This is a genomic window from Adlercreutzia muris (assembly GCF_041223505.1).
Taxonomy (GTDB): Bacteria; Actinomycetota; Coriobacteriia; order Coriobacteriales; family Eggerthellaceae; genus Adlercreutzia; species Adlercreutzia muris.
In genome coordinates, this window is the sequence record NZ_JBCLQK010000002.1 from 167868 (window position 1) to 192041 (window position 24174).

Sequence of the window (24174 nt, forward strand, 5' to 3'; positions counted from 1 at the left end):
GGAAGCGTTCTGGTATGGATAAAGTAACTCTGAAGCCTTGTGGCGCTTACGCCTGGGTGCTAGTATTGGCTCTCGGCCTTATGTCCGCAGGCACGACGGGCTCGTATTCAGTTGTCGCCGGGGGCTTTATGACTCCGGTCTGTGAGGATCTGGGTATCGATTACACGGCGTTTTCGTACTACTTCACGGGCACGTTGCTGGGCCTGGCTCTCACGTTGCCCTTTGCCGGCAAAGTGATGGACAAGGTGGTCGGCAATATGCGCCTGGTGGCCATCGCCGCCGTGCTGCTGGCGGCGGGCGCCCTGATGGCGGTGTATACGGAAGCGTGGCAGTTCTGGATCTCGGCGTTCGTCATTGGCGCGGGTATGGCATTTACAACCGGTGTAGCCATGTCCGCGGTCATCGACCAATGGTTCGTGAAGAAGGCGGGTCTGGCCATCGGCCTGGCCTGGGCTGTGAACTCTGTGTATATGCTTGTGATGAGCCCAGTGATGATCAGCATCATCGAGGAGGTGGGTTGGCGCACGGGTTATCTGATCTTGGCAGCGGTCTCGGCCGTGCTCGTGCTGCCTTGCATGCTCTTCGTTATCCGCTATCGCCCGGCTGACCGGGGTATGTTGCCCTACGGCTTCGACGGCGCGGTGACAGCGCAGGTTGCGTCGGCTCCGACGGAGGCGGGCGTTTCGTTCAAGGAGGCCGTCAAGTCGCCAGCGTTCATTGCCTGCGTGCTGTTCCTGTGTCTCGTGCAGCTGACCGTGTGCATGAACCAGCTGTTCCCCACATTCGCGACGGAGGTGGGCTTCGACCCCATTATCGGCGGCTACATGGTGTCGGCGGCTTCGTTTGCCGATATCTTCTTGAATGTGTTCGTGGGGTCTACTTGCGACAAGTTCGGGTCTATGAGGGCCCTGCTTGCATGGATCGGCGTGAGTATCCTGTCTTTCGTCATGCTCATCTTCTCCGTGGGCAATCCAACGCTGGCCATTGCCGCTGCGGGTGTTAACGATGTGATGTACGTGGTGGCCGGTGCGGGTCTTACCTGCCTGGTCATGGAAATCTTCGGCTCAAGGGATTTCGGCCGCATCTTTGCGTGGATCTGCGCCATCGGCTACATCGTCGGCGCCTTCGGCATGCCGGTGATGACGGGGGTTTACGGCCTGACTGGCAGTTTCCAAGCTGTGTTCGGGTTCTGCATCGTGCTGAACGTGGCTATTGCTGCTCTGCTCGTGTTCGCCCGCAAGAGCGGGGCGAAGCTGGTCTGGGAGGATGCGCCCAGCGATTCGGTGACAGAGGCCTAGGGTTCAGGCGCACAGGTTTGTTTTGTAAGCGGGTCCTTCGGGACCCGCTTCTTCGTATGGGGTCGGTTCGAGAGCGCAAGGCCCGCGATGGTGAGCCCAAGACCCCCGACGATGGGCGCAGTGAGCGGCTCGCCCAGCACGATGACGGAGGCGGTGCCCGTCAGCGCCGGCACGAGATAGATGTAGGTGCTCGTGACGACGGCTCCCAAATGCTTTACGGCGAAGTTCCAGGTGACGAAGCAGGAGGCCGAGGCGCCGAGACCGAGGAACAGCAGGTTTCCCGTTACGACGGGCTCGGCCAGGGCGGCTAGGGACGCGGGTCCGGCGACGAGGAGCGCGGGCACCATGAACAGCAGGCCCCAGCCGAAGATGCGCTTGGTGGCGGCCAGGGTCTCGTAGCCGGCCTCGGCGATGCTCCCCACGATGGTGGAATAGATCGCCCACACGACTGCCGCGGCAAAGGAGAGCCCGCAGCCGATGAAGTTGGCCTCGACGCTGTCGGCGAGGGTCGCCTCGCCGCTGGCGGTGCCGACGAGCACGATGCCGGCCATGGCCAGGGCGAACCCGAGAGCGAAGGGCGCCGGGGTGGCGGGGCGCGAGCCCCGGGCGAGCATGATGAGGGCGCAGAACAGGGGAGCTGTGGCCGCGATGGCGCCCACGGCGGTGGCGCTCGTGAAGGTGAGGGCGATGTTCTCGAGCAGGAAGTAGCAGGTCACACCCGCCAGGCCCGCAGCGGCGAACAGGCGCTCGTGGCGGCGGTCGGCCAGGGGCAGACGGCGGGGGCGCAGGCAGCACAGGGCGAGAAAGCCCAGGGTGAAGCGGATGATGAGAATCCACAGCGGCGTGAGGCCGGCGGCGATCAGCACCTTGGTGGCGACGAAGGTGGTGCTCCACACGAGAATGGTGAACAGGGCGAGCAGATGGGCTTTCATAGGTGCGCCTTCTGTCGGCTTGCGATGGGGCCGCTCTTCCCGGTGACTGCACGCTGATAGAAGCCGGGGGTGACGCCGAGGCGCTCCTTGAAGGCGCGCGTGAGGTGCGCCTGATCGGAAAAGCCGGCCTGGAAGGCCGCGTCGGCGCAGCTGGCTCCGCGGGCAAGCAGCTCCCGGGCTCGTTCCACGCGCAGCGAGGCCAGGTAGCGCATGGGCGTGAGGCCGAAAGCGGCGGTGAAGGTTCGCAGGGCGCGGTACTTGTCCAGCCCTGCGGCCTCCGCCAGGGCATCCAGGCGCACGGTCTGGCCCACATGGTCGTGCAGATAGGCGGCCATGGCATGCGCGGCCTCGTCGCGGGGCTTGAGATCCGCAGGGGTAGAGAGGTGGTCGATGAGCAGGTAGAGCGCCTCTTCCACGGCCCCCTCGTCAAGAGGGGTCGCGTCCATGAGCGCGGCGATGTCTTCCATGCAGGCTCGGGCCTCGGCATGTTCTACGAGAGGACCCTCGAAGGGCGGGCAGTCGGGAAAACCCAGGAGCGCTACGCTGTCGTAGACGAGCGGCACGGGGCCCTTCTGGATGCAGCCATGGGCGTCTCCAGCGTTCAGCGCGAGCAGCTGGCCTGCCTCCAGGCGGTAGGCGCGCCGGTTGCACTCCATGAGGCGGCAGCCCTCGCGCACCAGGCCGATGACCGGGTAATCGTGGGCATGGGCCGCGAAGGGTCGGTCGAGGCCGGCAAAGCGGCGAAATTCCAGCGCGCCGCCGAGGGCGCGCCGTACCGATTCCCGTGCGTGTCTGACATCTCGCTCCATGATGGATGCCATGGTAATCCTTCTGCACGGGTGCTTCTTGCATGAAATTGCACTGGTCGAAAGGGGTCGGGGACGGCGGGCGGGGAGACGGCGGGCGCGGCGGTCCCAAAGTTCGGCCGCGCATGCCGATACGAAACCAGGATGGGGCCGCTCTGCTCGGTGGGGTACAATGGAGTTTATCGCGAAAGGAGTGTGGGCACCATGAAGCAGATATGGGACGGTCTCATCGTGGAGCATCCGATTGCCAGTGTGATAGGGGCGCTACTGGTCGTGGTGCTGACCTGCGGATCCGCTGGCTGAAAAGCGCGCGGGAGGGCTCGGGGCGCCCGGCGCCCGTGAGGTTATCGTCGGTATGTTTGCCCTGTCGGCGAACTTGTGGCACAATATTCATTCGCGCGAGTGTCTCGCGCAGCACCAAAGGGTCGCGTGGCGCAGCGGGAGCGCAGGTGCCTTACAAGCACAAGGTCGGGGGTTCAAATCCCTCCGCGACCACCATGCTCATAACAAGAAAACCCCAGTTCATATGGGGTTTTTCTTTTCGATAATCCTCTATTTCTAGCTATATTTTTGGCAGACTTTGGCAGACGAATGCCCAGTGAAGCGCGCCTGCCGGAAAAGTCAAATTATTTCTATGGCAGATTTTGGCAGGCGCAAAATCATGCCTTCTTGGCGTAGGTGCTCCCCTGGTACTCGATGGCGAACCACCCGTCGGAGGTCTTGCCCCACAGATTGCCGCCCTCGGCCTGCGTCTGCGTGACCGTGACGGTCTTCCCCTTCGAGTAGGCCTTGCGCACGGCGTAACGCTTGCCCGCGCCCTCGCGCACGTTCACTCCCGATGGCGTGGTGATCGTGTAGGACGCCCTGGCCTCTGCGGGCTTCTGGGCGCCGAAGGACTCGCCGCGCAGGTAGGCGTTGACCGCCAGGCGCACGGCCTCGTAGTCGTAGCCCCGCGCCTCCAGGTTCCGCCGGCGGTCGGGGTCGTTGCCGTAGTCGCCGTTGACGACCTTCTCCACGAGCGCCCGGTCGATCACCGTGGCGCCTCCCGTCGCCTGGGCTCCGTCGTAGGCGGGGCGGATGCCGCCGCAGATCGTGGAGTAGGCGCGGGCGCGCTCCAGCACCTTGCCGCCGCCCGTGTTGCCCTCGATGGTGCGCACGGTCTTGGATGCGGTGTCGTTGGAGGCGACGATGCCGATGTGGTCGTCGGTGCCGTCGTCCTCCCAATCGAACAGCACGAGGTCGCCCGGCTGGAGCTGCGCCGCCGAGAGCGTCTGGCTGTGGTGGATGCTCGGGCAGTAGGCGCCGGGCATGCCGGCGCACGGGACGCCCGCCCGGGCGAGCACCCACGAGGCGAACATGGCGCAGTAGGCCACGCCGTTGGCGCCGTAGTCGTAGCCGCCGGGGCCGTCCACCTGCGCCTCGTACCAGCGGCCGTACTTGGTGCCGCGCTCGGGGTCGTCGTAGCGGTCGTAGCCGACCTCGGCCCGCGCGATGCGCAGCACGTCGCTAGCGGTCGCCATCGCGGGCCTCCCCGACGAACTCCTCCGTGCTGAACTTCACGGACTTGGCCGCCGCCGCGGCGCATTGCTCCTCGTACTCCTTAAGGCCGTAGGCGCTCGCGTTGGGGGCTGGCCTCTCGTAGGCCAGGGCGCGGGCGCTGTCCCCGTAGCCCTCGGTGGTGGTGTCCACGGGCAGCCCCACGAGCACGAGCACCGCGAAGATGGTGCCGACGAGGGACAGCAGGGCATCCATGACGGGACCGTCGTAGAGGCGCCCCGCCTGGATACTGCCGAGCACCGCGAACAGCCCCCACAGCTGGTCGAGCAGCAGCAGGACGGCGGGGATGACCGCCGCCCAGAACCACTTCTGCCTAATGCGAACCTTCCAGTTGATCATGACTGCTTCTCCTTTCGATGAGGTACTGGTCTATCTCGTTCACCGCGTCTATCACGTCGGTATCCTCGTTCAGGCCCAGCTGGGCCTTGAGCATGGTCTTCACGCTCTTGATGAGCACCGTGCCCTCCTCGCGGTGCTCGGCGATCTGGGCGTCGTGCAGCAGGGCCTTCAGCTTCAGCTCCGCCATGTCGCCCTCCAGCCGCTCGATGGCCCGCTTGTCGTTCGCGAACTGGCGGTCGTACCGTTCGTGCTCGGAGTGGGCCTCCTCGAACATGGCCATGATCTCCTCCCGCAGCGTGCCGTCGCCGGCCAGCGCGGCGTCTACGAGCTTCTTCTGCCGGCTGTCCACGAACCGCTCCTTGAGGGATGCCCCGGCCGTTACCAGCTTCTCGAAGCCGATGACCACGCCGAAGAACGCGGCCACCACCAGGCAGGCCTGGTAAGGGTCTATTTGGGCAATGTCGGGCAAGCGGCCTCCTCTCGTCTCGCCCATAATCTCGGATGTGTCGCACGGAGTCCCAGAGCGCCGCCCTGGGGGTTCGGCGCGAACTCGTCTGGGATTTCCGAAGGGAGAGGAGCGATCTTATGAAGCTGGGCGACTACTACGAGGGCCACTACCGGGGCTACTACGCCTATCTGGCGCCGGGGACGGCGCGGGGCTACGACGGGGACTGGCGCAACCACATAGCCGGCGAGTTCGCCGAGTGGGAGATGGAGGACATACGCGTGCGCCACATAAACGCGTGGCTCGCATCCGACCACTTCGCCGGCATCCCGGGGGCGGCCAGGAGCGCCTACAAGACGCTGCGGCAGGTGCTCCGCTCGGCCATGGGCGACGAGCTGTACAGCGACGAGGTGGTGGACCCCACCACGCGGGGCGTCAGGCTGCCGCCGATGGACACGGGCTACGAGGCCCCGTACCTGCGCCCGGCCGAGGTGCGCGCGCTGGCGCTGGGCCTCGTCGGGTGGGAGTACGAGGCCGCAGCGGCCTGCGGGCTGTGGCTGGGCCTCCGGCGGTCGGAGCAGTGCGGGCTCCAGTGGGGCGACATCGACCTGCGCACTGGCATCGTCCACGTCAGGCGCGGCCTCCAGGTGATCGGCGGAGAGGTCGTCGAGACCAAGGTGAAGACCCACCGCTCGCGGCGCCCGCACATGCTGCCCCGCTCGGGCCGCGGGCGCCTGGCCGAGATCAAGCGCGAGGCGAGGCCCCGCCCCGGGGCCTGGCTGCTGGGGGACGACCCGAACCCCGACCGCTACGCCCGCAGGCTCAGGGCCTGGTGCAAGCGCCGCGGCCTGCCCTACGTGGCCCCGAAGTACTTCAGGCACACGTTCCGTACGCTCCACGCCATGGCGGGCACCGACGAGACCGAGGTGCAGAAGATGCTCGGCCACGAGAGCCTGGCCATGGGCTACCGCTACATGTCCCTGGACGAGGACGTGCTGCGCGAGGACCAGGGGCGCCTGGAGCGGCTGGTGCTGCGGGCGTGACCTCCGGGCTTACATGTCCCAGTGCCCCCACAGGGTGGGCCAGCTGTACCTCAGCTTCGACGCGACGAGCCCCGAGACGATATGGCCGGGAACGAAGTGGACTCGGATAACGGGCAGGTTTCTCCGTGCCGCGGCCGACACGGCCACGGGCGGCTCGGACAGCGTGGCCCTCACGGAGTCCCACCTGCCGCGCCACTCCCACACCGGCCCCAGCCACTCGCACCCGGCCGGCACGCTCGCGGCGTCCGGGGGAGGCTCGCACCGCCACGACCTGCTGTCGGGCATCGACACCTACATCTCCCTCTACAGGGTCGGCGTGAGCGCGTCGTCGTCGGGGAATTGGTTCGGGGCCTTCGACGGCCTGAGCACGACCGAGATGCGCCCCAACGGGTCCTTCCGGACGATCAAGACGACCACGGCCCCCGCCCACACGCACGGCGTGACGGGCTCAACCGGGGCAGCCGGCACGGGCTCCACCGGCACGACCGGCGGCGGCAAGCCGTTCGACAACCGCCCGGCCTACCAGGACGTGCACGCGTGGCGGCGCACCGCCTAGACCCCGATGACCCAGCGCAGGACGTATATGGCGTTGTCGAACCTGCGCCCCGAGGGCGCCGTGCCGGACTTGCCGTTGACGGCCGTCCCCCTGATCTCGCCGTCGAAGATGTAGAGGTACTTCGCCATGCCGTAGCGGTCGCCGGAGTCCTGGTCGAACTCCCAGCCGCAGCCGTTCGCCTTGGCGACCGCCTGCTTGGGCACGAAGTGGGCCGAGAAGTAGTAGTTGCCGGCGGCGCTGCCCGAGTAGGCGGAGAACACCAGGACGATGCCGGTGCGCTGCTCGCTGACCCTGCGGGCCAGCTTCAGCGTCTGGCCCTCCGTCATGTACCAGTCCGGCGACGCGAGCACTCCGCCGCCGTTGACCTTGTAGGCCAGGGCCTCGGCCAGCTTGGCCTCCGTCACGGCCTTCCCGGCCAGCTTCACCGAGGTCACGGCCCCGTCCGCGAGCTTGGCCCCGGCGATGCCCCTGTCGCTTATGCCCTTGGCCGTGAGCATCTGGGACATGTAATCCCCGAGCCGCTTGGCGAGGTCGGCCAGATCGATGGCGTTGCCCTCGATGGTGTGGCTCTCCTCGGTCAGCATGACGGGCGCCTGGGGGTTGATGCCGTTGACGCGAACAGAGCAGATGGGCATCTCGCACACGGTGTCGCCGTCGTTGAGGTCGCCCTCGACGTGGCCCGGGGTGACGGGCGTGCCGGTGGTCTCCTCGCCCTTGTACACCTTGAGCGCGATGGTCTCCTGCGGGGCGGTCTCGATGCGGCACACGAGCAGGTCGGTGCGGTTGTAGCCAGGCACGCCGTTGTCGATGTTGACCTCCTCGTAGTCGCCCTCGACCTCCCACTGGCGCCCGCAGACGGACGCCACGCCGAAGAGCACGCGCAGGGTGTTGGAGTCGGTCATGGTGCAGGCCATCTTGTTGCCGAGCGGCAGCACGTAGCAGCCGCCGCCCAGCGTGCCGGCGTTCCAGTGGGCCGCGTTCGCGGAGGTGACGTGTGCCCTCCCCTGGGCCGATGTGACGAAGTGCGGCATCAGCGCCTCCCCTCGTTCGCGAAGTCGGTCATGTCGCGGTCGTGGGTCTCCATGATGGAGCGGTGCTTGGCCGCGCAGTCGGGGCACAGCGTCATGCGCATGGCCACGCCGTGCGTGTCGGTGTAGGACACGTCGGTCCACTCGGCGTACCGCTTGTCCTCCGGCCTCATGTACTCAACGGGCATGGCCCCGCCCGGGTGCACCGCCTCGGCCCGGTCGCACGCCAGGCGCACGTACCCATCTTCCCTGGCCATTGTCAAACCTCCATCGCTGTCTTCGTCTGGTAGGTGATCGCCCGGCTGGTCACAGTGGCTATCTTCTGGGCCACGTAGGTGACCACGCTCTGGCCGTGCTCCACCGATGTGCCGCCCACTATATCGTCGATGTCGTACCGGCCGTCGTCGGCTCCGGACAGGCCGCACGTGCTCATCTCCGCCTGCATCTCCCTCAGGCGCTTGGCGCCGTCCTCCTCCAGCTCTGCCTCCCCGGCGCTGGAGGACTCGAAGGCCTCCTCGCGGTGGGCCTCCCCGAATATGGTCTGGCGCTTGGACACGTTGCCCTGCTCGTCGGCGTAGAGGTCCACCACCACACGGTCCAGTCCCTCGCCCTCGCCGAGGCAGTGCAGGTGGTTCACGGGGCGCGTTCTCCGCAGCACGAAGTCCACGCGCTCGCCGTCGAGGCCGTCCGAGGTGTAGTCCCCGCGGGGCACCGCCGACAGCACGGCCCTTCGCAGCCCCGCGTCGTAGCGGATGCGCAGCTTGGCGCCCGCGGACCGCAGCATGGCGCGGATGCCGGTGTAGGCGTCCATCTCGGCCGAGGCGCGTGAGAACTTCCAGCCTGCCACCGACAGGCCCGAGGGCCGGCTCTCGGCGGCCATGCGGGACGACAGCCCCAGGCGCTCCACGAGCGCCCCGAGCACGGCGTTCAGGTCGCCGGAGACGGTGTGGTGGAGCTGCCCCGGGTCGGGGACGATCAGCTGCGTGGCCAGGAGGCCGTGCCACGTGCGGCCGGAGAGCGTGACGTAGTCCTTGGAGGTGTCGATCTCCACCCCGTCCACGATGCCGCCGTACTCGGAGCCATCGATCATGAGGTAGCAGTCCTGGGCGATGCCCGGGGAAGACCCGACCTTCAGGGCGAAGGTGTTGTCGGTGCCGATGGTGAAGTCCCCGGCCACCTTGCCCACGTAGCCCTGTTCCCGGCCGTACCTGTCGGCCCATATGACGTCTACCACGGGCTGCACCTCTCCTCGTACATGACCACCTCGACGTTGTAGGATCCCGACCAGCTTGCCACGGAGCGTCCCACGGGGATCTCGGCGAACGGCCGCGCCCCGTCCTCGGTCACGCGGCGGTCGAACAGGCTGCGCTCTGTGCCGTCGGAGTGGCGCACCACGATCTCGCGGTCGCCGTAGCCCCGGATGGCGAGCAGCTGGCCGCGCTCGATGGAGCCGAGCACCTGGTAGCGGTTGCCCGCTATGATGACGTAGGGGTCGGCGCAGGGCCCGGGGATGTAGATGTCGCACTTGGCCGGCAGGCGGAAGGGGTTCTCCAGCACGACCGAGGCCCCCGAGCTGTAGAGGTAGTCGTGGGGGTAGTCGTGCGGGTAGTCCAGGCCGCCCACCACGAGGTCGTCGCGGGACTCCAGCGTGACCGAGGCTGCCCGCACCCACACGGGATCGTCGCTCACGACGCCCAACTCGGCCGTGTACATTCCGTCGAGCTGGTGCCAGTCCGAGGAGGATATGCCGGGTATCCAGCACGACATGGAGCACCCGTTGGCCCACAGCCTCCCCGGCCGGCCCGTGCGCACGTCGTAGGCGGTCACGTCGGCCAGGCGCTTGCGCTCCTCCTCCGGCCCCTCCAGCTCCACGCGCAGGTGCATCTCCCGGATGTCCTCCTCGAACCCCGTGATGCGGCCGCCGATGGAGCGGTGCGCCCTCGACGTGTCGAATATATCGGTCTCGCCGTAGTGCCAGCAGCCGTCCCCGAAGGCGATCTCCTCGCCGATGCTGTTGACGTACCTGATGACGTCGATCACCTAGTAGCCCTCCGAATCCCTCACGGCGCGGGCGAACTCGCGCCTGTTGTACTCCAGCACCATCGGCGAGGCGTAGATGGCCTCCAGCAGCCGCCTTATGGCCCGCAGCTCCGCGAGCACCGCCGACTGGTCGCCCATGCCGCCGGCCTCCGCGATGGCCTCTCCGACGTTTCTCATCGTCCTGGGGTTGCTCAGCGGCAGCACCGTCTCGCGGCCGGCCTCGCCCACGCCGATGACGGCAGGGGAGTTGAACTCGCCGCCCTTGGCGTACCAGTCGATCCCCAGGGAGGGTATCTTGCCCTCCAGGAGGTCGCCGATCTGCCACCCGCTCGGCCTGACCGAGAAGTGGGGCAGCTTGATGTGCGGCAGGTTGATCTTGAAGCCCGTGAAGAAGCCCTTGATGGCCTCGATGATGCCCTTGATCGTGTTCTTGGCCGTCTCGATGGGGTTGGTGATGGCGCTCTTCACGTTGTTGAAGATGCCGGAGACCGTCGACACGAACCCGTTGAACACCCCCGTCGCCGTCGACACGATGGCGTTGGCCGCCCCCGTCACCGCGCTCTTGATGTTGCCCCAGACGGTGGTGACCACCCCGTACACCTTCGACCAGATGGACGACCACGTGTTGAAGAGGCCGGTGATGATCGAGGACACCGTGGAGGCGAGGCCGTTCAGGACGTTGGCCCCGAGCTGGAGGATTCCGTTGACGATGGAGCCGAACACCTCGCCGATGCCGTGCCACACGCCCTCCCAGTCGCCGGCGATGGCGGCGGTCACCGCGTCGATGATCCCCTGGATCACGCCCATCCACATCTGCACGACCCCGCCGACAGTCTCCCACACCGCGGTGAGAACCGCCGATACGACGCCCCAGACGGCCTCCCAGACCACCTGTATCTCGCCGAGCGCGCCGGATATCGCGGCCACGACGACCTCCAGCGTGGGCACGATGGAGGCCATTACGAACTCTGCGACCGCCGCGAGGGCCGGCACTACGTTCTCGATGACGAACGCCGCCACGGCCTGGAGAACGGGCAGGATGTTCTCCGCGAACCAGCGGTAGCCCTCCATGACGGCCGGCACCACGCTGTTCAGCACGAAGTCGGCGAGCTGCTGGAGGGCGGGCACGACGGAGCCGGTCACGAAGTCGGCCAGCTGGAAGAGCACGGGCACCACGTTGTCGGCGACCCACTGCGCCATCTGCTGCACGGCCGGCACCACGTTCTCCAGGACGTACCCGGCGAGCTGCTGGAGGGCGGGCACGACGTTCTCGACCGCCCACGCCGCGAACTCGGAGAGCGCGGGAATCGCCTCCGCCTGGAGGAACACGCCGAACTCGGCTACTGCGGGCACGACCACGCCGGCCAGGAAGCCTGCGAACGCCTCTATAGCCGGCACGACCATGCCGTCCAGGATGCCGGAGGCTCCCTCGGCGGCGGCCGGGAAGACATCCCCGAGCGCGCCGGCGGCCTGCTCCACCACGGGGCCGAACGCGTCCTGCAGGGTCATCGCCAGGGCGTCCACGGCCTCGCGGAACGGCTGCACGTTGTCGTAGGCCCACTTGGCACCCGCCGCCAGCGCGGTGAGCGCCCCGACTACCAGCAGTATGGGGCCGCCCGTGAAGCCCGCGAGCAGCTTTGGCACGGCGGAGAGCGCCGATGCGACCTTCCCGAAGTTCATGGCCGCCACGGCCGCCGCGACCCCTCCCAGGGCCACGGCCACGTAGTCCATGTGCTCCACGAGGAAGGTGAGGCCCGGGACCACGGTGCCCGTGACGAACTGCACGGCGTCGCGCAGCGGCTCCTGCACGCCGTCGTATATCTTCAGCGCCAGCTCCTCGAAGGCCGAGCCCATGCCCGCCAGGTCACCCTGGAGGTTGTCGGTCATGGCCGCGGCGGCGTCCTCGGCCGCCCCGGCGCACCCGTACAGGTCGTCGCGGAAGGAGGACAGCTCGCCCGACCCGGCGTTGAGCATGAGGTTCAGGCCCTTGATGCTGTCGGCCGTGAAGGTGCTCTGCAGGGCGGCGGCCTTCTCGGCGTCGCCCATGCCGTCGGTGGCGGCCTCCACGTCGGCCAGGATGTCGGCGAAGTCGCGGTAGTTGCCCTGGGCGTCCATGACCGCGACGGACTGGCCGCCGATGGCGATGGCGCCGTCCTCCATGCGGGAGGTCATGTCGCGCATCACGGCGTTCAGCGCGGTGCCGGCCTCGCTTCCCTTGAGGCCCTGGTTGGCCATCATGGCGATGGCCGCCGAGGTGGTCTCCACGTCCATGCCGGCGGCGTTGCAGTTCGCCGCGCAGTTCTTGAAGGCCTGCCCCAGGCCGTCCACCGTGGTGTTGGCGTTCGCCTGGGCGTAGGCGAGCACGTCCACCATGCGCCCGGTGTCCTCGGCGGTCATGTTGAACGCGCTGAGGTAGTCGGTCACGAGGTCTGAGGCGGCGGCCAGGTCCAGCTCGCCCGCCTGGGCCAGCGACAGCACCGGCCCCACGCCCGCGAGCATCGCCTGGGTGTCCCAGCCCGCCAGCGCCATGTAGCCCAGGGCGTCGGCGGCCTGGGAGGCGGAGAAGGTGGTGGTGCTGCCCAGCTCTCGGGCCTTGGCCTCAAGGGCCGCCAGATCGTCGCCGGTGGCGCCCGAGAGCGCCGACACCTTGGACATGGAGGACTCGAAGGCCGAGCCGATCTCCACGACCGCCGACGCGGCGTCCCTGATGCCGCCCACGGCGGCGGTCACGGCGGTGGAGGCGAGGTTGGCGAGCGTCGCCTTGAGGACGGTGTAGCCCTCGTTCGACTCGCGCGCGGCCCTGCCTCCGGCCTCGGTGCCCTTCCAGTCCAGGCCGGCGTCTGCCTTCTTCAGGCCCTCGACGGACTTGGTGATCTTCTCGACACCCTGGACGGCGCCCTTGTCGTCCAGGGTGACCTTGAGCGCGATCTGGTTAGCCATTGCGCGCCGCCTTCCTCTTGGCGGCGGCGAGCGCGGCGGCGAACTGGTCGGCGGCGGCGTCGTTCTGCGCCCGCACGGGGTCGGCCGCCGCCGTCTTGAGGGCGAAGTGGCGCTTGCGGGCCTCCAGGGCCTCGCGCTCCTCCCTGTTCCACTTGGTGGGCTTCGGGGGCTTCGCCAGGCGCGCCGAGACGGCCTCCGCGAAGGGGGAGGACTCGGCGGTCTCCATGAGCGAGCCGAGCAGCCCGCACAGGTCGCAGAAGGACAGGCTGCGGCTCGCCCCGGCCCAGTCGAGCCCGTAGGCCGACATGAGGGACGCGCGGATGCGCCCGGCGTCCTGGGCCCAGTCGAAGGCGGCCGCCCCCGCGTCATGGGCGCGGCCGCCGGTTATGTCGATGCCGTAGGCCTCCCACGCGATGTGGGCCGCCATGGCCTGGGGGTCGTCCCCGGCCGCGTCGCGGGCGGCCCACGGGTCGGCGAACATCATGTGGGGGAGCCAGAGGGCCTTCTGCTCGGGCTCGACGGACTCGTCGACGAACAGCTCGATGACGCGCAGCGCCCGCATGGCGCTGTCGCGCACCCAGACGGCCGCGCCGCCCCACTCGTAGGCGGTGACGGTCTCGGCCTCCCCGGAAACCTCGTCTACGTGCTCGCGGCTAGGCGGCTGGGTCAGGCTCGGTCTGCGCATGGCTCTCCTCCGGGAGGTAGTGCGCAGCCTTCTCGTCAACCTGCTCGTTGCGGGACCTCACGATGTCGAGCACCATGCGGAACACCTGGGCCGTCACCGGGGTGCAGTCGGCGTCCGACATGTCGCGCCCGTTGCCGCATGCCCGCAGCAGCCCGTCGTAGGAATCCCCGCCGATGGCCTCGGTCAGCACCTCGCGCAGGATCGCGCCGGTGCGGGCGTTCGACTCGGCGATGGCCTCGGGGTTGCGGGACTCCGCGCCCTTCTTGCGGAGCGCCTCGATGGCGGCCATCTTGTTCTGGGCGTCGATGCACCGGCGGGCGAGCCTGGCCAGGTTGGTGGGCGTCACGTCCACCTCCGCGGCGACGCGCTCGGTCCCGCGCCCCGTGTCGATGTCGATGTCCAGGGGCTCGTAGAGCGACTTCAGCTTGAGTTCCATGGGTTTCTCCCGTTCCTTTCGCGCAGTAAAAGGAAAGGCCGGGGAGGCTGCGCTTCCTCCCCGGCCTCGCGGCTCATGTTCCCGTGGGTGTCGCCTATGCGCCGCCGGTAACCGTCACGCGCACCGTGGCGTTGACGGTGGGCTTGGCGGCGCACTTCACGGTGACCTCCGTCTCGCCGGCCGCCAGGCCGTGCACGTTGCCCTCGGCGTCCACGCGGCACACCTCGCGGCCGGATTCGGCCACGGCGTACAGGCAGAAGCCCGATGCGCCGGAGGGGGCCACCTCGGGGGCGATCTTCGCCACGGCGCCGACTCCGACCTCCACGTCCTCCACCGTCACGCTCTCGGGCAGCTCGGCGCCGGCGGCTTGCGCCACCAGCACGGGATCGCCCTCGCACTTGATGGAGCAGCCGAAGGGCACGTTGTCGGGCGTGTTGCCGTCCGCGCCCGCTCCCTTGATCTCGACGATGGTGCAGGGCCACTCCACGGCCTCGCCGTCGGGGCCGACCTGGCGGACGCGGGTCTTGCGCTCGGCGCCCTTCAGGTAGGTCAGGCCCACGATATAGTCCTGCGCCTTGTCGCCGATGAGGCGGTCGCCTGCCACCGTCCAGCCGCTGGTGACGGCGGTGACGTTGGTGGAGGTGGCCCCGCCCTTGTCCCAGTAGGCCTTGTCCACGGTTGTGTCGGCGCGGTCGTTGGTGAACGACTCCACGCCCGGGCCGAGGAAGGCCCAGTCCTCGGCCCCCGTCGGGTTCGTGTCGATCAGGTACACGAACTGGTAGTTCAATGCGAATCCCAGATCCATTGGTTACCTCTCTTCGTACTCGATTGTCGCGTCGAACGCCCACACCCAGCGCCCCTGCTCGTCCCATCTGAGCTGGCGGGGGGTCTCTGCGGAGTTCGACACGAGGCGGTAGGAGCCGTCGGCCGACTCCAGCGCCCCGCTTCTGTTCAGCGCGCGGGACGCGTCGTCCGCGTCCCGGATGGCGTCCTCCTCCTCCATGCGCTTGACGATGACCGTCAGGCGCAGCGAGGTGGTGCCGCTGCCGTCCCAGTACCGCTTGCCCGGCACGGGCATGCCGCACGTCAGCACGGTGGCCTCGGGGCGGCGGTAGGAGTCGGCCGCGGAGAGGGACACGGGCTTGCCCAGCGCCCCCTCCAGCACGCCCTTGGCCACCTCCACGGCGTCGATTCTCGCGCTCATCGCATCTTCCCTTCGTAGATCGCCGCCACATAGTCCGTCCACTGCGGCAGCCTGTCGCGCGCCCACGCCTCGTCCCAGTGGTCGGTGGTGCCGGCCTCGGTGTGGGCATGGGGCAGGTAGTACTGGGCGGCGGCGTAGGGGGTGGCCCACACGAGCAGGCCGGCCCGGAACTGGCTCGCCAGCTGCCCGGAGGCCCGCAGGGCGCCCTCGTCCATGGGCACGTACGAGCGCATCTCGAACTCGGCGCGCATCGTCGCCTCCTCCAGGACGTCGCCGCGCAGCTTCTCCACGGCCTGGAGGCCCGAGAGATCGACGGCCACGCTCATCCCAGCGCCACCTCCCAGTGGTGCACGCGCCCCATGCCGTCCGGGCAGGGGGCGCAGGACGTGGCCGCCACGGGCGGGGAGCCGTCCACGCTCACGAGCGAGCCGGCCGTCACGGCGAAGGCCCCCTCGGTGCTCACGGCGTCCACGAACAGCGTGCCCTTGGGGCCGTCCCGCAGCTGGTACTCCGTCGCCCGCACATCGTCGGACGCCTCGAAGCGCACGAAGCGCATGGCGCGCTCCTCCCCGTAGCGGCCGCCGAAGCCGCCGTCGTCCAGCGGCTCGCGCACGGTGCACGAGGAGGGGAGCATGCGGCGGGGGATGGGCGGCGTCACAGCGGGACCCCCGCGTAGAGGAGCCCGGTGCCCGCCAGCTCTCTCCTGGCGGCGGCGCGGGCGTCGGAGAGCCACTGGGAGCCGCCGGGCGCGGAGCAGCCGCCGGATGCGGAGAACTTGCCGAGCGTCACGGAGGCCATGCCCTCGCCCACGCCGTGGGAGAACCCGTAGGCGGCGTCCACCGCGACGACGGCCAGCACGGCCCGCTTCCAGGCGGCGATCTCGAAGGGCAGCTCCACGCGGTTGAGCCCCACGAGGTCGGCAACCGTGCCCTCGGCCGCCGGGAGGGCGGCATCGAAGTCGCCCTCCGCGATCTCGCCGTATACACCGCGGTAGTCCTCCAGGGTGACGTTCGGGTGGCTCACGGCTACTCCCCGCCGCCCTGCTCGCTCGGGGCGGGCGCGGCCTTGGGGGCCGCCTTCGGCGCGGGCCTCTTGCCCTTGGGGGCGGCTGCTTTCTGCTCGCCTGGTTCCGTCCCCGTCGGCTCGCTCGGGGCGGGCGCGGCCTTGGGGGCCGCCTTGCGGACGGTCTTGCCGCCCACGGTCATGCCTACAGTGCGCATGCCTCCTCCTTACTCGGCGTGGGTGCCGTAGATGAGATTCTTCTTGTTCTCGTAGACCCACATGTCGTGGAACAGCCGGTACTGCCACTTGTGGGCATCGTCGTCCTGGTTGACGTCGGGCGCGAAGTAGCGCAGCTTCGCCAGGCGCGAGATGGCGGCCACAGCCGACGGGTGCACGACCTGGAAGTTGATGGCCTTGCCGTTCTCGGCCGGCTTGAAGCCACCGGCCTCCTCGCCCTCGGTCACGCCGTCGAGCAGGTCGATGGCGGTTTGGAAGCGCACGGAGGGCACGGTGCGGATGCGCATGTCGTCGATGGTCTCGAAGTTGCCGCTCGGGGACTCCCCCTGCCCGATGCGCCAGGGCTGGGCCTTGCGCAGCAGGGTCTTGTACGCGCTCGTGCAGTACAGGATGCAGCCGGACAGCTGCGCGCCGTTGTCCTGCATGCACTCCTCCGCCTGCAGCAGGTCGTCCATGGCGGCCGCGGGATCGGCGTAGGTCGCGGCGCCCATGTTGCCGGCGTTCTCGGCCATGCGCGCGAAGCGGATGGCGTCGATCTCGGGGATGACGTGCTGGCGCTGGAACTCCGCCATGAGGTTTGCGGTCATGAGCCCCAGGCGCTCGGCGTCGTCCATCTCGTCCACCACGAACTCGCGGTCGCGCTCGAACTCCAGCTGGTAGGGCATCCACTTCAGCTCGGCGCCGCCGCGCACGAAGCCCCTGCCGCGCACGTGGTCGGCCAGGCCGTCCATGGCGATGGTGGCGATGTTGATGACGCCCGCGCCGGTCATCTCCCCCAGGAGGTCCTGGTTCATGTTGAGGTCGGCGGTGCAGGCGCCGGCCGTGATCTGCTGGTCGAGGCGGGTGGTGTACTTCTCGACCATGTTCCCCAGATTGTTCTGTGCCATCTAGGAGGTCCTTTCTCGTCAGACTCCGAAGATCTTGTCCAGCTTCTCGTCCATGGCCTTGGACGCGCCCGCGGGGGGCTTCCCCGTGGAGCCGCTGGGCTTCGGCTTCTCTTCTCCGAACAGGTAGGGGCACTCGGCCTTGAGCTTTTCGACATCGCCGTCGAAGTCGTCCAGGCGTGCCTTGGCGGCCTTCACGTCCACGCACCCGGCGATTTCCAGAGCGTGGGAGGTGTCCTTGTCGGCCATCTCGGCCTTGAGGTCGGCGATGGACTTCTCCAGCTTCTCGCGGCCCTCCTTGGTCTCGGCCGCCTCCGCCAGCTCGGCCTCCAGCTCCGCGATTCTCTTGTCGCGCTCCTCCACGTCGCGCTTGTACTTGTCGCGGTTCACGCCGGGCTGGCCGTGCTTGTCGGTCACGTCCCCGTCGTGGTCGTCGCCAGACTCCTCCTCGCCGCCCTTGTCGCCGCCGGCATCGGCGCCCTTGTCTTCGGCTCCGCCGTCGGCGCCCTTCGCCTCCTCGGGGTCGGCCTTCTTGCCCAAGTCCTCTCCTGCCATTACCTGCTCCTTTCGTTCCCAGGTTTGTTTGCGCGCTTCTCTGCGCCAGTGGGTGGGTTTTTCGCGCTGTCCCAAGCAGAGAGCAGTATCGGCGAGGTGTCGCCGGGAGGGTTCCCGGGCACGAAAAAGCCCCGCCGCAGCGGGGCTTGGCAACGGGGCCGGACGTACCGTCGCCCTGTATCTTTCTGTTCGGTTAGGCCGTTAGAACACCAGCATCGGGTTGTTCAGCTCGGGAGGGAGCGGGTCGTTCTCCCGGATGCGCCTCTGCGCATCCTCCACGAACTCCTCATCCGACATGAGCGCCGGGGGGTAGGGGCGCCCGAATGCCCGCTCGTACTTTTCCACCCACTCTTTGACTGTTTCCCTGTCCATGGCCCGCGCGCTCCTATGTGCCGAGGTGACCTTTTCCTATTGCTTCGATTATATCATAGAACACGTCCACCGATTCGGGGAGGTACCGCTTTAGGGCCTCAAGGCTTCCGGGGTTGCACGTGTGTGCGCTGAACATCTCGGCGAATGCCTCGTGCGAGAGCGAGATGCCCTCGGGGTCCCAGTAGTTCGGATAGCTGTCGATATGCCCCCATCCTGCCCGCACGTCTCCGTCGCTCGCCCCCTCGAATATGTCCGAGATATCGCACCGCTGCGCGTCGGTGAGGGCCATGAGCTCCTTCTCCATCGCCTCGCAGGCCATGCTCCGCCCCGGCGCTCTGGCATACAGCCCGAGGTACTGATCGACCGTGGTCTGCTGCCCCCGGAGAGTCTCCGTGTCGTAACGGGTGAGGCCCATCTCCCTGAACCATTCGGGGTTTCCGAAGTTGGCGACCATATCCCGCAGCTCCGCGTAACGCTCGTCGGGAATGAAGCCGTCCCTGTGGAGCGAGTCGATGTCGTAGGCCCTGGCTGCCTTCCTGTATCGCGCCGTCAGCTCGGCCTCTTTCGCGCTGATCCGAGCTTCGACCTCTCGGCGGATAGTCTGCCCGAAGACGCCGCCCCTATAGGCGGTCGAGGCGTATGCTTCTTCGAACTTCATGCCCCGGAGGGCCTTCGTCATCCAGTCGTCATCGCCTGTTGAGATGTAGTCGATGTGGTGCCCGAACTCGTGGAACCATGTGGTCATCGGCGGCCGCTTCCTGTCTCCGAGCGTCCTGTTGGCGTGAAGTCTCACGCCGACCTCCTCTGGACTGAAGTGTGCGCTCCCCGGAAACTTCTCGTCCAAGAGCCTCAGCCGTCCCTCATATCTCAGATAGGCCTGCGCGACGGGCCCGCGCGCTCGCTCTACGATCCCGGCTATTTTGTCGGTGCACTTTCTGTCGAGCTTGGTATAAACCGGGGCGCTGCGGTCGATTGTCGTTCTGGCCGCGTGTTGGCCCGCATTGGCCTTCGTCGTGCCGTCAAGCTTGGCCTTGAGGCCCGCTATGGCCCCGCGCAGCATCGCCTGCTGCTCGCCGGGGGTGAGGCTCGCGAAATCTGCCACGGTGCCCCCGCGCTTCCGCATCTCGTCGCCGACGGCGGCGGTGACGGCCCTCCGGTCGAGGCCGCGCATGGCCCGTTTAGCGCCGGGGGAGTCCATGAGCTGCGGGAGCGTCCTCTTGGCGCTCTTGGGGGCCTTCCCCTTCGGCATGTCCCCCGCCCACTCGCGGTCGGGCTTGCGGTGCAGCACGGGCTTGCCCGTCCTGCTCTTGGCGTTCGCAGCATCGATGTACGCCCTCATCTTCTCCTGGCGCCTTTGCAGCTGCTGCTTCGCCTTCAGGTACTCGGCCAGGTTCGCGGACGACTTGTCGCGCTCGTAGAGAAGCTGCGCCCCGCGCAGCTCTCGCTTGGCCTCGCGTATCCTGCGCTCGCGGTACCGCTGCCCCTGCTCCAGCTCGTACACCTCCGCGCCGGGGATGCCGCTGGGGTGCTGCGGGTCCGGCTCGTACATTCTGGGCGCTCCGTGGCGGTAGGGCCCGTAGCTGTGACGGCAGTTGACGCCGCCCAGGATGTCGCCCAGATCACCGCTCATGCAGTGCAGGTAGAAGTCGGGGTACCTCACGCCGTCGATGACCTGCTCGCCCTTGAGGCTGTAGCACTGGCCCTGCCACTCCGCGTGGCTCTCACGGGCATCGCTGTGGCTGGACACCTCCACCAGGTCGATGCCCAGCCGCTCCATCCTGGCCATGGACATGCGCTGGGCGTCCTGGGCGATCTGGGTGCGCACGTGGCGGCGCACGGCCACGTCCGCCTTGTTGCGCACGGTCACGCGCCCCGTGGAGGCGTCTTGGTACGCGATGGTGTCGATGCCGTCGCGCTCCAGCTTGCGCACGGCGCGGTGCAGGGCGGACTCCCTGTCCGCATCGCCCGAGTTGACGCGGGTGACGGCCTCGATGGAGGCATTGAGGAACGCCTGCTTGGCCCCCTCGGCCATCTGGATGTTGTCGCGGGCCAGAACCTCTGCCATGCCCCTGACGGTGGCGTCGATCTGCGCAGGCCACATGGGCGAGCCGCCCGCCCTGGCCACGTCGTCCTCGTCGGACGCCTCAAGGCACTCCTCCACGACCTCCAGCACAGCGGCGTCGATGATCGGGCGGAACCCCTCAACCATGCGGCGCAGCTCCCCGGCCTGGGACTGGGCCAGCAGCGCGGCCTCGGTCACGGTGCGGGGCGACTTGCCCCACCCCTCGGCCATGGTGCGCGCCAGGTGGTCGAGCATCCGCGCCTCGATCTCGCGGTAGACGGCGGCGACGCGCTCGCCGGCCTCCTCTATCTGCTCGGGGGACAGCACTAGAAGCCCGGGTCCAGCACGGCCTCGGGGAGAAGGGCCCGGGCCTCTTCCTCGCTCTTGCCGTAGAACTCCACGAGGTACATCCACTTGGGAACCACGCCCGCCGCGATCTCGGCGAGCATGGTCTCCTTCTCGGTCTGCGTGTCGGTGATCACGCTGTCGTCGAACATGACCGACACGGGCCCGAAGTTCTCCTCGATGTCGGCCCCCAGGTGGATGCGGTGGTTGTCCAGCAGCGCGGATACCACGTCCTGGATGCCCCCGCGCAGGGCGTTCTCGTGCTTGCGCACCGTGCGCATCAGCTGGGAGCTGTCGGCCATGACCTCCTTGGCGGTCTTCATGCCGCCCGGCTTGTCGAGGGTGAAGTAGTTCTGCCCGAAGCCGCAGGCATCGCCCATCTCGGCCAGCGCGGCGTTCAGGGCCGCCAGCAGGGGGTCGGTGCGGATGTCCGGGGAGAACACCTCGATGTAGTTCCTGGCCTCCTTGCCCTCCACCTTGCGGTAGAACATGTCCTCCGCGACCCCCGTCGGCACCACCTCGCCGTCTTCCTGGCCCGTGGCGATCATCTCGTCGTCCACGAACAGGCGCACGCCGGTGAGGGCCACTTCCTGGATGAAGGCGTCCCATGCGATGTCCACGGCCTTCAGCTCGTCCACGGCGTCGGCGAAGAGCGAGGGGCCGAACGGGGACAGGTCGTCGTGGACGTTCTCGTTGCCCGTGGTGAAGATTCCGAAGGGCTTGAGGCGGCTCCCCGTGTCGAAGTCGGCGATGATACCGCAGGCGCCTGGGTCGAGCGCCCTCCCGTGGCGCAGCAGCCAGGTGCGCACGTGGTAGGTTCCCGTAGCATCGTCGAGCGTCATGAGCTGCACCTGCTCCGCGTCCCTGCCCGCGTCGGCCACCCTCGTGACGAAGGCGCACTCGTAGACGCCCTGGGAGTCGAAGGTCAGGGGCAGCACCATGCGCGCGTCGTAGCGCGGCAGCGTTATGCGGACGACCCTGCCGTCCCGCACGTCGAACGAGAGCGCCCACGCGGCGGTGCCGAGCGCCGCGCACCCCTCCACGACGCGCTGCCCGGTGGGCCAGAAGTTCGAGCGCGCCAGGTAGCCCTGGAGCCACGCGTTCGCCCCGGCGGCGTCCACCGAGACCTTGGTGTCGTCGGTGAGGATGAGGGAGGCCAGCTCGCGGCACACGCGGCGGGCGGGCTTGAGCGAGTTGCGGCGGCGCTTGCGCTTGAGGCCCTTGGCGTTGACGTAGGGCACGTCGAAGAACGGGTCGGAGCCCGTGTAGAGCGCGCGCCACTCGGCGATCTTCGCGTCCATGGTGCGGCGCGGCTCGTAGCCCTGCTCCCGGATGAGTCTCACGGCCTCGCTCGATATGGTGAACTCGTTCTCGGCCACGGGGCCTCCTCTCTGTCTGCCGCCGCTATTCTCGGCCCTCTGTCGCCGGGCGGTTGCCCCTGCGGGAGCGGGCCTCGCGCATTACGGCGTAGCGCACGGAGTCGATGCCGTGGTCGTCTCCGTCGGGTATGGAGTTCAGCAGCTCGCGCGCCGCGCTGCGCTCGTACTGCTTGCCCCTGACCTCTGCGGCCAGCCTGGGGCAGCGCGCCGGGTCGATGACCCACTCGACGGTCTGGAGGAAGCGGTAGGAGCGGTCGCGCATGCCCCCCTTCTGGGCGGCGCGGGCGCTCACGCCGTGCTCGCGCTGCGCCGATATGGTTCCGGGCTCGGCGTCGTCGGAGCGCACCGGCAGGTCGTGGAACGCGGGCTCCTCCCCCTCCCAGTCGGCCCATGTGAGGGCATCGCGGATGCGCTCGGCCTGCTCCCACGGCTGGAGCTTGTTGCCGGAGTCCTCGTACCAGGTGATGAGCCTGCGCTGCGCCGGCTGCCACTCGGAGATCGTGAAGAACCACGGGTCGGGGTACCAGCCGAAGTCCTGGCCGCAGCGCAGGTTGTCGAAGACCGCCGTCTCCTCGTCGGTCACCTCGCGGAACACCGCGTTGCCGAACACCTCGTCCCCGAGGCCCACGGCGTCCCCCAGGTACTCGTGGGCGTGCGCCCTCGGGTTCGTGCGCTTAAGTTCCTCGGCGTCGGCGATGAACTGCGGGCCGAGCCATTCCGGCGGGGCCTCCAGGTAGGTGCTCTTCCAGTAGCGGGCGTAGTCCGGCAGCCCGGATTCCACGTGCTCGTTGATCCAGCATGTCTTCGAGAGAGGAGGGTTGAAGGTGTAGATGCGCAGGGCGCTTCCGCCGCCGCGCGACACGGACTGGCCGACGCTGCGCAGCTCGGCCAGCCCCCGGAACATGTCGGCCTCCTCGAACCAGGCGATGCCGATGTGGCCGAAGGGCACCTTGATTGACTTGATCTTCTTGGGGTTGTCGCATCCGCGGAACAGGACGAGCTGCCCCGTGGACCTCTTGACGATGCGCAGCGTGGACTCGGGCAGCTCGTACTCGTCCTCCAGGCCCAGGGCGTTGATGGCCCACACGACCTGAGCGTAGGCCCCGTCGCGCAGGTTCGCCTTCTGCTTCATGAACACGGCCGCGTGCTCCATGGGGTGCTGCTCTATCCAGTTGACCACTTCCAGCGAGGCATGGGACGACTTGAGCGAGCCGCGCCCGCCGCCCTCCCATACCTCGGTCACGCGTCCCGAGGCTATGGCGCGGTGCGGCTCAAGGAAGCTGGGTCCGATGAGGAGGCCGAAGTCCGCTGCGAAGGCGGGGCGCTCCTCGTCGGCCCGCTCCTCGGGAAGCCACCGCATGAGCTTGTCGGCCCCGCTGATGGCCACGCCCGCGGCGTCCTTGAAGGAGTCGGGATCGCTCGCGCCTTTTGCCAGGTCGGCGGCATCGCGGCACACGTCGGCGAGGATGCCCAGCACCTCGGCTCGGTCGATGACGGCCTCTTTGGCGGCATCCTGTCTAAGCTCGGCGAGCCTATCCAAAATCTCACCATTGCGCTCCAGCTCGTAGGCCTTGGTGTCAACGGTGGAATCCTTCCACTTCGCGGCCGACGGGTACGCCTCGCGGTACGCCTGGCGCTGCGACAGCCCGCGCGTGCGGGCCAGGCAGTACGCCTCCTGCTTGGGGGTCAGCACTAGAACCGCTCGCGGTGCGGCGTGACGCTCTTGCACCACGGGCACCACATGGTCTTGATGTGGTCGCGCTTGCGCTTGCGGCCGCTCTGGCGGCGCACGGGGAACCTGCCGCGGCACTTGCAGCACTCCATCTGGCTCAGGGGCACGGGGCACCTCCTCTCTCTCGCGCATATGGTGGGGGAGGTGTCGCCGGAGAGCAGAGGGGCCGCCCCGCAGGACGGCCCGTCAGATAGGAGGGTGCGCGGGGAGGGGAGCGCCGACCGCGGCCCCGCGCACCGCTATGGTCGGCTATGTGTCGCCTCGGCGCGGTCGGTGCCTGCGCCGTAGTGCTCGATC

The 24174-nt window shown here is 68.3% G+C and carries 28 protein-coding genes and 1 tRNA gene; 4 read left to right on the forward strand and 25 right to left on the reverse strand.

Annotated elements, in window-relative coordinates:
- Window positions 1-14: 14 nt before the first annotated feature.
- A complete protein-coding gene (locus AAK988_RS02670; protein ID WP_160324606.1) occupies window positions 15-1298 on the forward strand; it encodes an MFS transporter in 1284 nt (427 codons plus the stop codon).
- Here AAK988_RS02670 and AAK988_RS02675 read toward each other — a convergent pair.
- On the reverse strand, window positions 1295-2230 hold the full coding sequence (locus tag AAK988_RS02675) for a DMT family transporter (RefSeq protein WP_369880352.1): 936 nt from the start codon (window positions 2228-2230) through the stop codon (window positions 1295-1297). The genes AAK988_RS02670 and AAK988_RS02675 overlap by 4 nt on opposite strands.
- Entirely contained in the window at window positions 2227-3051 is an 825-nt protein-coding gene (locus tag AAK988_RS02680; RefSeq protein ID WP_369872757.1) for an AraC family transcriptional regulator, read from the reverse strand. Before AAK988_RS02680 ends, AAK988_RS02675 begins: the two co-directional genes overlap by 4 nt.
- Window positions 3052-3459: 408 nt before the next feature.
- On the opposite strand from AAK988_RS02680, the gene AAK988_RS02685 reads away from it, so the two are divergent.
- Window positions 3460-3534 (forward strand) — tRNA-Val (locus AAK988_RS02685).
- A gap of 161 nt (window positions 3535-3695) precedes the next feature.
- Here AAK988_RS02685 and AAK988_RS02690 read toward each other — a convergent pair.
- The 3 genes from AAK988_RS02690 to AAK988_RS02700 are packed head-to-tail and all read right to left on the reverse strand — an operon-like array spanning window position 3696 to window position 5401.
- A complete protein-coding gene (locus AAK988_RS02690) occupies window positions 3696-4556 on the reverse strand; it encodes a CHAP domain-containing protein (protein ID WP_369880353.1) in 861 nt (286 codons plus the stop codon).
- A complete protein-coding gene (locus tag AAK988_RS02695; RefSeq protein ID WP_369880354.1) occupies window positions 4543-4932 on the reverse strand; it encodes a phage holin in 390 nt (129 codons plus the stop codon). Before AAK988_RS02695 ends, AAK988_RS02690 begins: the two co-directional genes overlap by 14 nt.
- Window positions 4907-5401 carry a hypothetical protein gene (locus AAK988_RS02700; RefSeq protein ID WP_369880355.1) on the reverse strand — a complete coding sequence of 165 codons (495 nt, stop codon included), beginning with the start codon at window positions 5399-5401 and terminating at the stop codon, window positions 4907-4909. Before AAK988_RS02700 ends, AAK988_RS02695 begins: the two co-directional genes overlap by 26 nt.
- A 116-nt stretch (window positions 5402-5517) precedes the next feature.
- On the opposite strand from AAK988_RS02700, the gene AAK988_RS02705 reads away from it, so the two are divergent.
- Together AAK988_RS02705 and AAK988_RS02710 are read left to right on the forward strand one after the other, a co-directional pair.
- Window positions 5518-6420, forward strand: a complete 903-nt coding sequence (locus AAK988_RS02705) for a tyrosine-type recombinase/integrase (protein WP_369880356.1) — start codon at window positions 5518-5520, stop codon at window positions 6418-6420.
- A 13-nt stretch (window positions 6421-6433) separates the two neighbouring features.
- Entirely contained in the window at window positions 6434-6976 is a 543-nt protein-coding gene (locus AAK988_RS02710) for a phage baseplate protein (protein WP_369880357.1), read from the forward strand.
- Here AAK988_RS02710 and AAK988_RS02715 read toward each other — a convergent pair.
- The 20 genes from AAK988_RS02715 to AAK988_RS02810 all read right to left on the reverse strand — a co-directional run bounded on the left by AAK988_RS02715 (window position 6973) and on the right by AAK988_RS02810 (window position 23984).
- On the reverse strand, window positions 6973-8007 hold the full coding sequence (locus tag AAK988_RS02715) for a hypothetical protein (protein WP_369880358.1): 1035 nt from the start codon (window positions 8005-8007) through the stop codon (window positions 6973-6975). The genes AAK988_RS02710 and AAK988_RS02715 overlap by 4 nt on opposite strands.
- Entirely contained in the window at window positions 8007-8261 is a 255-nt protein-coding gene (locus AAK988_RS02720) for a hypothetical protein (RefSeq protein ID WP_369880359.1), read from the reverse strand. Before AAK988_RS02720 ends, AAK988_RS02715 begins: the two co-directional genes overlap by 1 nt.
- Before the next feature lie 2 nt (window positions 8262-8263).
- Window positions 8264-9238 carry a hypothetical protein gene (locus AAK988_RS02725; RefSeq protein ID WP_369880360.1) on the reverse strand — a complete coding sequence of 325 codons (975 nt, stop codon included), beginning with the start codon at window positions 9236-9238 and terminating at the stop codon, window positions 8264-8266.
- Window positions 9232-10044, reverse strand: coding sequence for a hypothetical protein (locus AAK988_RS02730; protein WP_369880361.1), 813 nt, complete (start codon window positions 10042-10044; stop codon window positions 9232-9234). Before AAK988_RS02730 ends, AAK988_RS02725 begins: the two co-directional genes overlap by 7 nt.
- Complete coding sequence (locus AAK988_RS02735; protein ID WP_369880362.1) at window positions 10045-12984, reverse strand: phage tail tape measure protein; 2940 nt, start codon at window positions 12982-12984, stop codon at window positions 10045-10047.
- The gene (locus tag AAK988_RS02740) at window positions 12977-13669 is read right to left on the reverse strand and encodes a Gp15 family bacteriophage protein (protein ID WP_369880363.1); all 693 of its coding nucleotides are present in this window, start codon (window positions 13667-13669) and stop codon (window positions 12977-12979) included. Before AAK988_RS02740 ends, AAK988_RS02735 begins: the two co-directional genes overlap by 8 nt.
- Complete coding sequence (locus AAK988_RS02745; protein WP_369880364.1) at window positions 13638-14105, reverse strand: hypothetical protein; 468 nt, start codon at window positions 14103-14105, stop codon at window positions 13638-13640. The genes AAK988_RS02740 and AAK988_RS02745 overlap by 32 nt, the downstream gene beginning before the upstream one ends.
- Window positions 14106-14199: 94 nt before the next feature.
- A complete protein-coding gene (locus AAK988_RS02750; protein WP_369880365.1) occupies window positions 14200-14910 on the reverse strand; it encodes a phage tail tube protein in 711 nt (236 codons plus the stop codon).
- 3 nt (window positions 14911-14913) lie between these two features.
- On the reverse strand, window positions 14914-15309 hold the full coding sequence (locus tag AAK988_RS02755) for a minor capsid protein (RefSeq protein WP_369880366.1): 396 nt from the start codon (window positions 15307-15309) through the stop codon (window positions 14914-14916).
- Complete coding sequence (locus tag AAK988_RS02760) at window positions 15306-15635, reverse strand: minor capsid protein (RefSeq protein ID WP_369880367.1); 330 nt, start codon at window positions 15633-15635, stop codon at window positions 15306-15308. The genes AAK988_RS02755 and AAK988_RS02760 overlap by 4 nt, the downstream gene beginning before the upstream one ends.
- Window positions 15632-15967 carry a putative minor capsid protein gene (locus AAK988_RS02765; protein WP_369880368.1) on the reverse strand — a complete coding sequence of 112 codons (336 nt, stop codon included), beginning with the start codon at window positions 15965-15967 and terminating at the stop codon, window positions 15632-15634. Before AAK988_RS02765 ends, AAK988_RS02760 begins: the two co-directional genes overlap by 4 nt.
- Entirely contained in the window at window positions 15964-16332 is a 369-nt protein-coding gene (locus AAK988_RS02770) for a hypothetical protein (RefSeq protein ID WP_369880369.1), read from the reverse strand. The genes AAK988_RS02765 and AAK988_RS02770 overlap by 4 nt, the downstream gene beginning before the upstream one ends.
- Window positions 16333-16334: 2 nt before the next feature.
- Complete coding sequence (locus AAK988_RS02775) at window positions 16335-16529, reverse strand: hypothetical protein (protein WP_369880370.1); 195 nt, start codon at window positions 16527-16529, stop codon at window positions 16335-16337.
- A gap of 9 nt (window positions 16530-16538) precedes the next feature.
- Window positions 16539-17435 carry a hypothetical protein gene (locus AAK988_RS02780; protein ID WP_369880371.1) on the reverse strand — a complete coding sequence of 299 codons (897 nt, stop codon included), beginning with the start codon at window positions 17433-17435 and terminating at the stop codon, window positions 16539-16541.
- Between the two features lie 18 nt (window positions 17436-17453).
- Window positions 17454-17987 carry a hypothetical protein gene (locus tag AAK988_RS02785; RefSeq protein WP_369880372.1) on the reverse strand — a complete coding sequence of 178 codons (534 nt, stop codon included), beginning with the start codon at window positions 17985-17987 and terminating at the stop codon, window positions 17454-17456.
- Window positions 17988-18188: 201 nt separating this feature from the next.
- Complete coding sequence (locus AAK988_RS02790; RefSeq protein ID WP_369880373.1) at window positions 18189-18359, reverse strand: hypothetical protein; 171 nt, start codon at window positions 18357-18359, stop codon at window positions 18189-18191.
- Window positions 18360-18372: 13 nt separating this feature from the next.
- Window positions 18373-20748 carry a phage minor capsid protein gene (locus AAK988_RS02795; RefSeq protein ID WP_369880374.1) on the reverse strand — a complete coding sequence of 792 codons (2376 nt, stop codon included), beginning with the start codon at window positions 20746-20748 and terminating at the stop codon, window positions 18373-18375.
- Window positions 20748-22145, reverse strand: a complete 1398-nt coding sequence (locus tag AAK988_RS02800; protein WP_369880375.1) for a phage portal protein — start codon at window positions 22143-22145, stop codon at window positions 20748-20750. The genes AAK988_RS02795 and AAK988_RS02800 overlap by 1 nt, the downstream gene beginning before the upstream one ends.
- Before the next feature lie 25 nt (window positions 22146-22170).
- Window positions 22171-23838 carry a phage terminase large subunit gene (locus AAK988_RS02805; protein ID WP_369880376.1) on the reverse strand — a complete coding sequence of 556 codons (1668 nt, stop codon included), beginning with the start codon at window positions 23836-23838 and terminating at the stop codon, window positions 22171-22173.
- Window positions 23838-23984 carry a hypothetical protein gene (locus AAK988_RS02810; protein WP_369880377.1) on the reverse strand — a complete coding sequence of 49 codons (147 nt, stop codon included), beginning with the start codon at window positions 23982-23984 and terminating at the stop codon, window positions 23838-23840. Before AAK988_RS02810 ends, AAK988_RS02805 begins: the two co-directional genes overlap by 1 nt.
- Window positions 23985-24174: the final 190 nt, after the last annotated feature.

Bases quoted from the DNA above. Each gene is read 5' to 3' on its own strand.
- AAK988_RS02710 (WP_369880357.1), top strand. From the start codon at position 6,434: ATGTCCCAGTGCCCCCACAGGGTGGGCCAGCTGTACCTCAGCTTCGAC.
- AAK988_RS02680 (WP_369872757.1), bottom strand. From the start codon at position 3,051: ATGGCATCCATCATGGAGCGAGATGTCAGACACGCACGGGAATCGGTA.
- AAK988_RS02740 (WP_369880363.1), bottom strand. From the start codon at position 13,669: ATGCGCAGACCGAGCCTGACCCAGCCGCCTAGCCGCGAGCACGTAGAC.
- AAK988_RS02775 (WP_369880370.1), bottom strand. From the start codon at position 16,529: ATGCGCACTGTAGGCATGACCGTGGGCGGCAAGACCGTCCGCAAGGCG.
- AAK988_RS02720 (WP_369880359.1), bottom strand. From the start codon at position 8,261: ATGGCCAGGGAAGATGGGTACGTGCGCCTGGCGTGCGACCGGGCCGAG.
- AAK988_RS02760 (WP_369880367.1), bottom strand. From the start codon at position 15,635: ATGAGCGTGGCCGTCGATCTCTCGGGCCTCCAGGCCGTGGAGAAGCTG.
- AAK988_RS02750 (WP_369880365.1), bottom strand. From the start codon at position 14,910: ATGGATCTGGGATTCGCATTGAACTACCAGTTCGTGTACCTGATCGAC.
- AAK988_RS02670 (WP_160324606.1), top strand. From the start codon at position 15: ATGGATAAAGTAACTCTGAAGCCTTGTGGCGCTTACGCCTGGGTGCTA.
- AAK988_RS02755 (WP_369880366.1), bottom strand. From the start codon at position 15,309: ATGAGCGCGAGAATCGACGCCGTGGAGGTGGCCAAGGGCGTGCTGGAG.
- AAK988_RS02790 (WP_369880373.1), bottom strand. From the start codon at position 18,359: ATGGACAGGGAAACAGTCAAAGAGTGGGTGGAAAAGTACGAGCGGGCA.
- AAK988_RS02715 (WP_369880358.1), bottom strand. From the start codon at position 8,007: ATGCCGCACTTCGTCACATCGGCCCAGGGGAGGGCACACGTCACCTCC.
- AAK988_RS02735 (WP_369880362.1), bottom strand. From the start codon at position 12,984: ATGGCTAACCAGATCGCGCTCAAGGTCACCCTGGACGACAAGGGCGCC.
- AAK988_RS02745 (WP_369880364.1), bottom strand. From the start codon at position 14,105: ATGGAACTCAAGCTGAAGTCGCTCTACGAGCCCCTGGACATCGACATC.
- AAK988_RS02690 (WP_369880353.1), bottom strand. From the start codon at position 4,556: ATGGCGACCGCTAGCGACGTGCTGCGCATCGCGCGGGCCGAGGTCGGC.
- AAK988_RS02780 (WP_369880371.1), bottom strand. From the start codon at position 17,435: ATGGCACAGAACAATCTGGGGAACATGGTCGAGAAGTACACCACCCGC.
- AAK988_RS02785 (WP_369880372.1), bottom strand. From the start codon at position 17,987: ATGGCAGGAGAGGACTTGGGCAAGAAGGCCGACCCCGAGGAGGCGAAG.
- AAK988_RS02675 (WP_369880352.1), bottom strand. From the start codon at position 2,230: ATGAAAGCCCATCTGCTCGCCCTGTTCACCATTCTCGTGTGGAGCACC.
- AAK988_RS02695 (WP_369880354.1), bottom strand. From the start codon at position 4,932: ATGATCAACTGGAAGGTTCGCATTAGGCAGAAGTGGTTCTGGGCGGCG.
- AAK988_RS02705 (WP_369880356.1), top strand. From the start codon at position 5,518: ATGAAGCTGGGCGACTACTACGAGGGCCACTACCGGGGCTACTACGCC.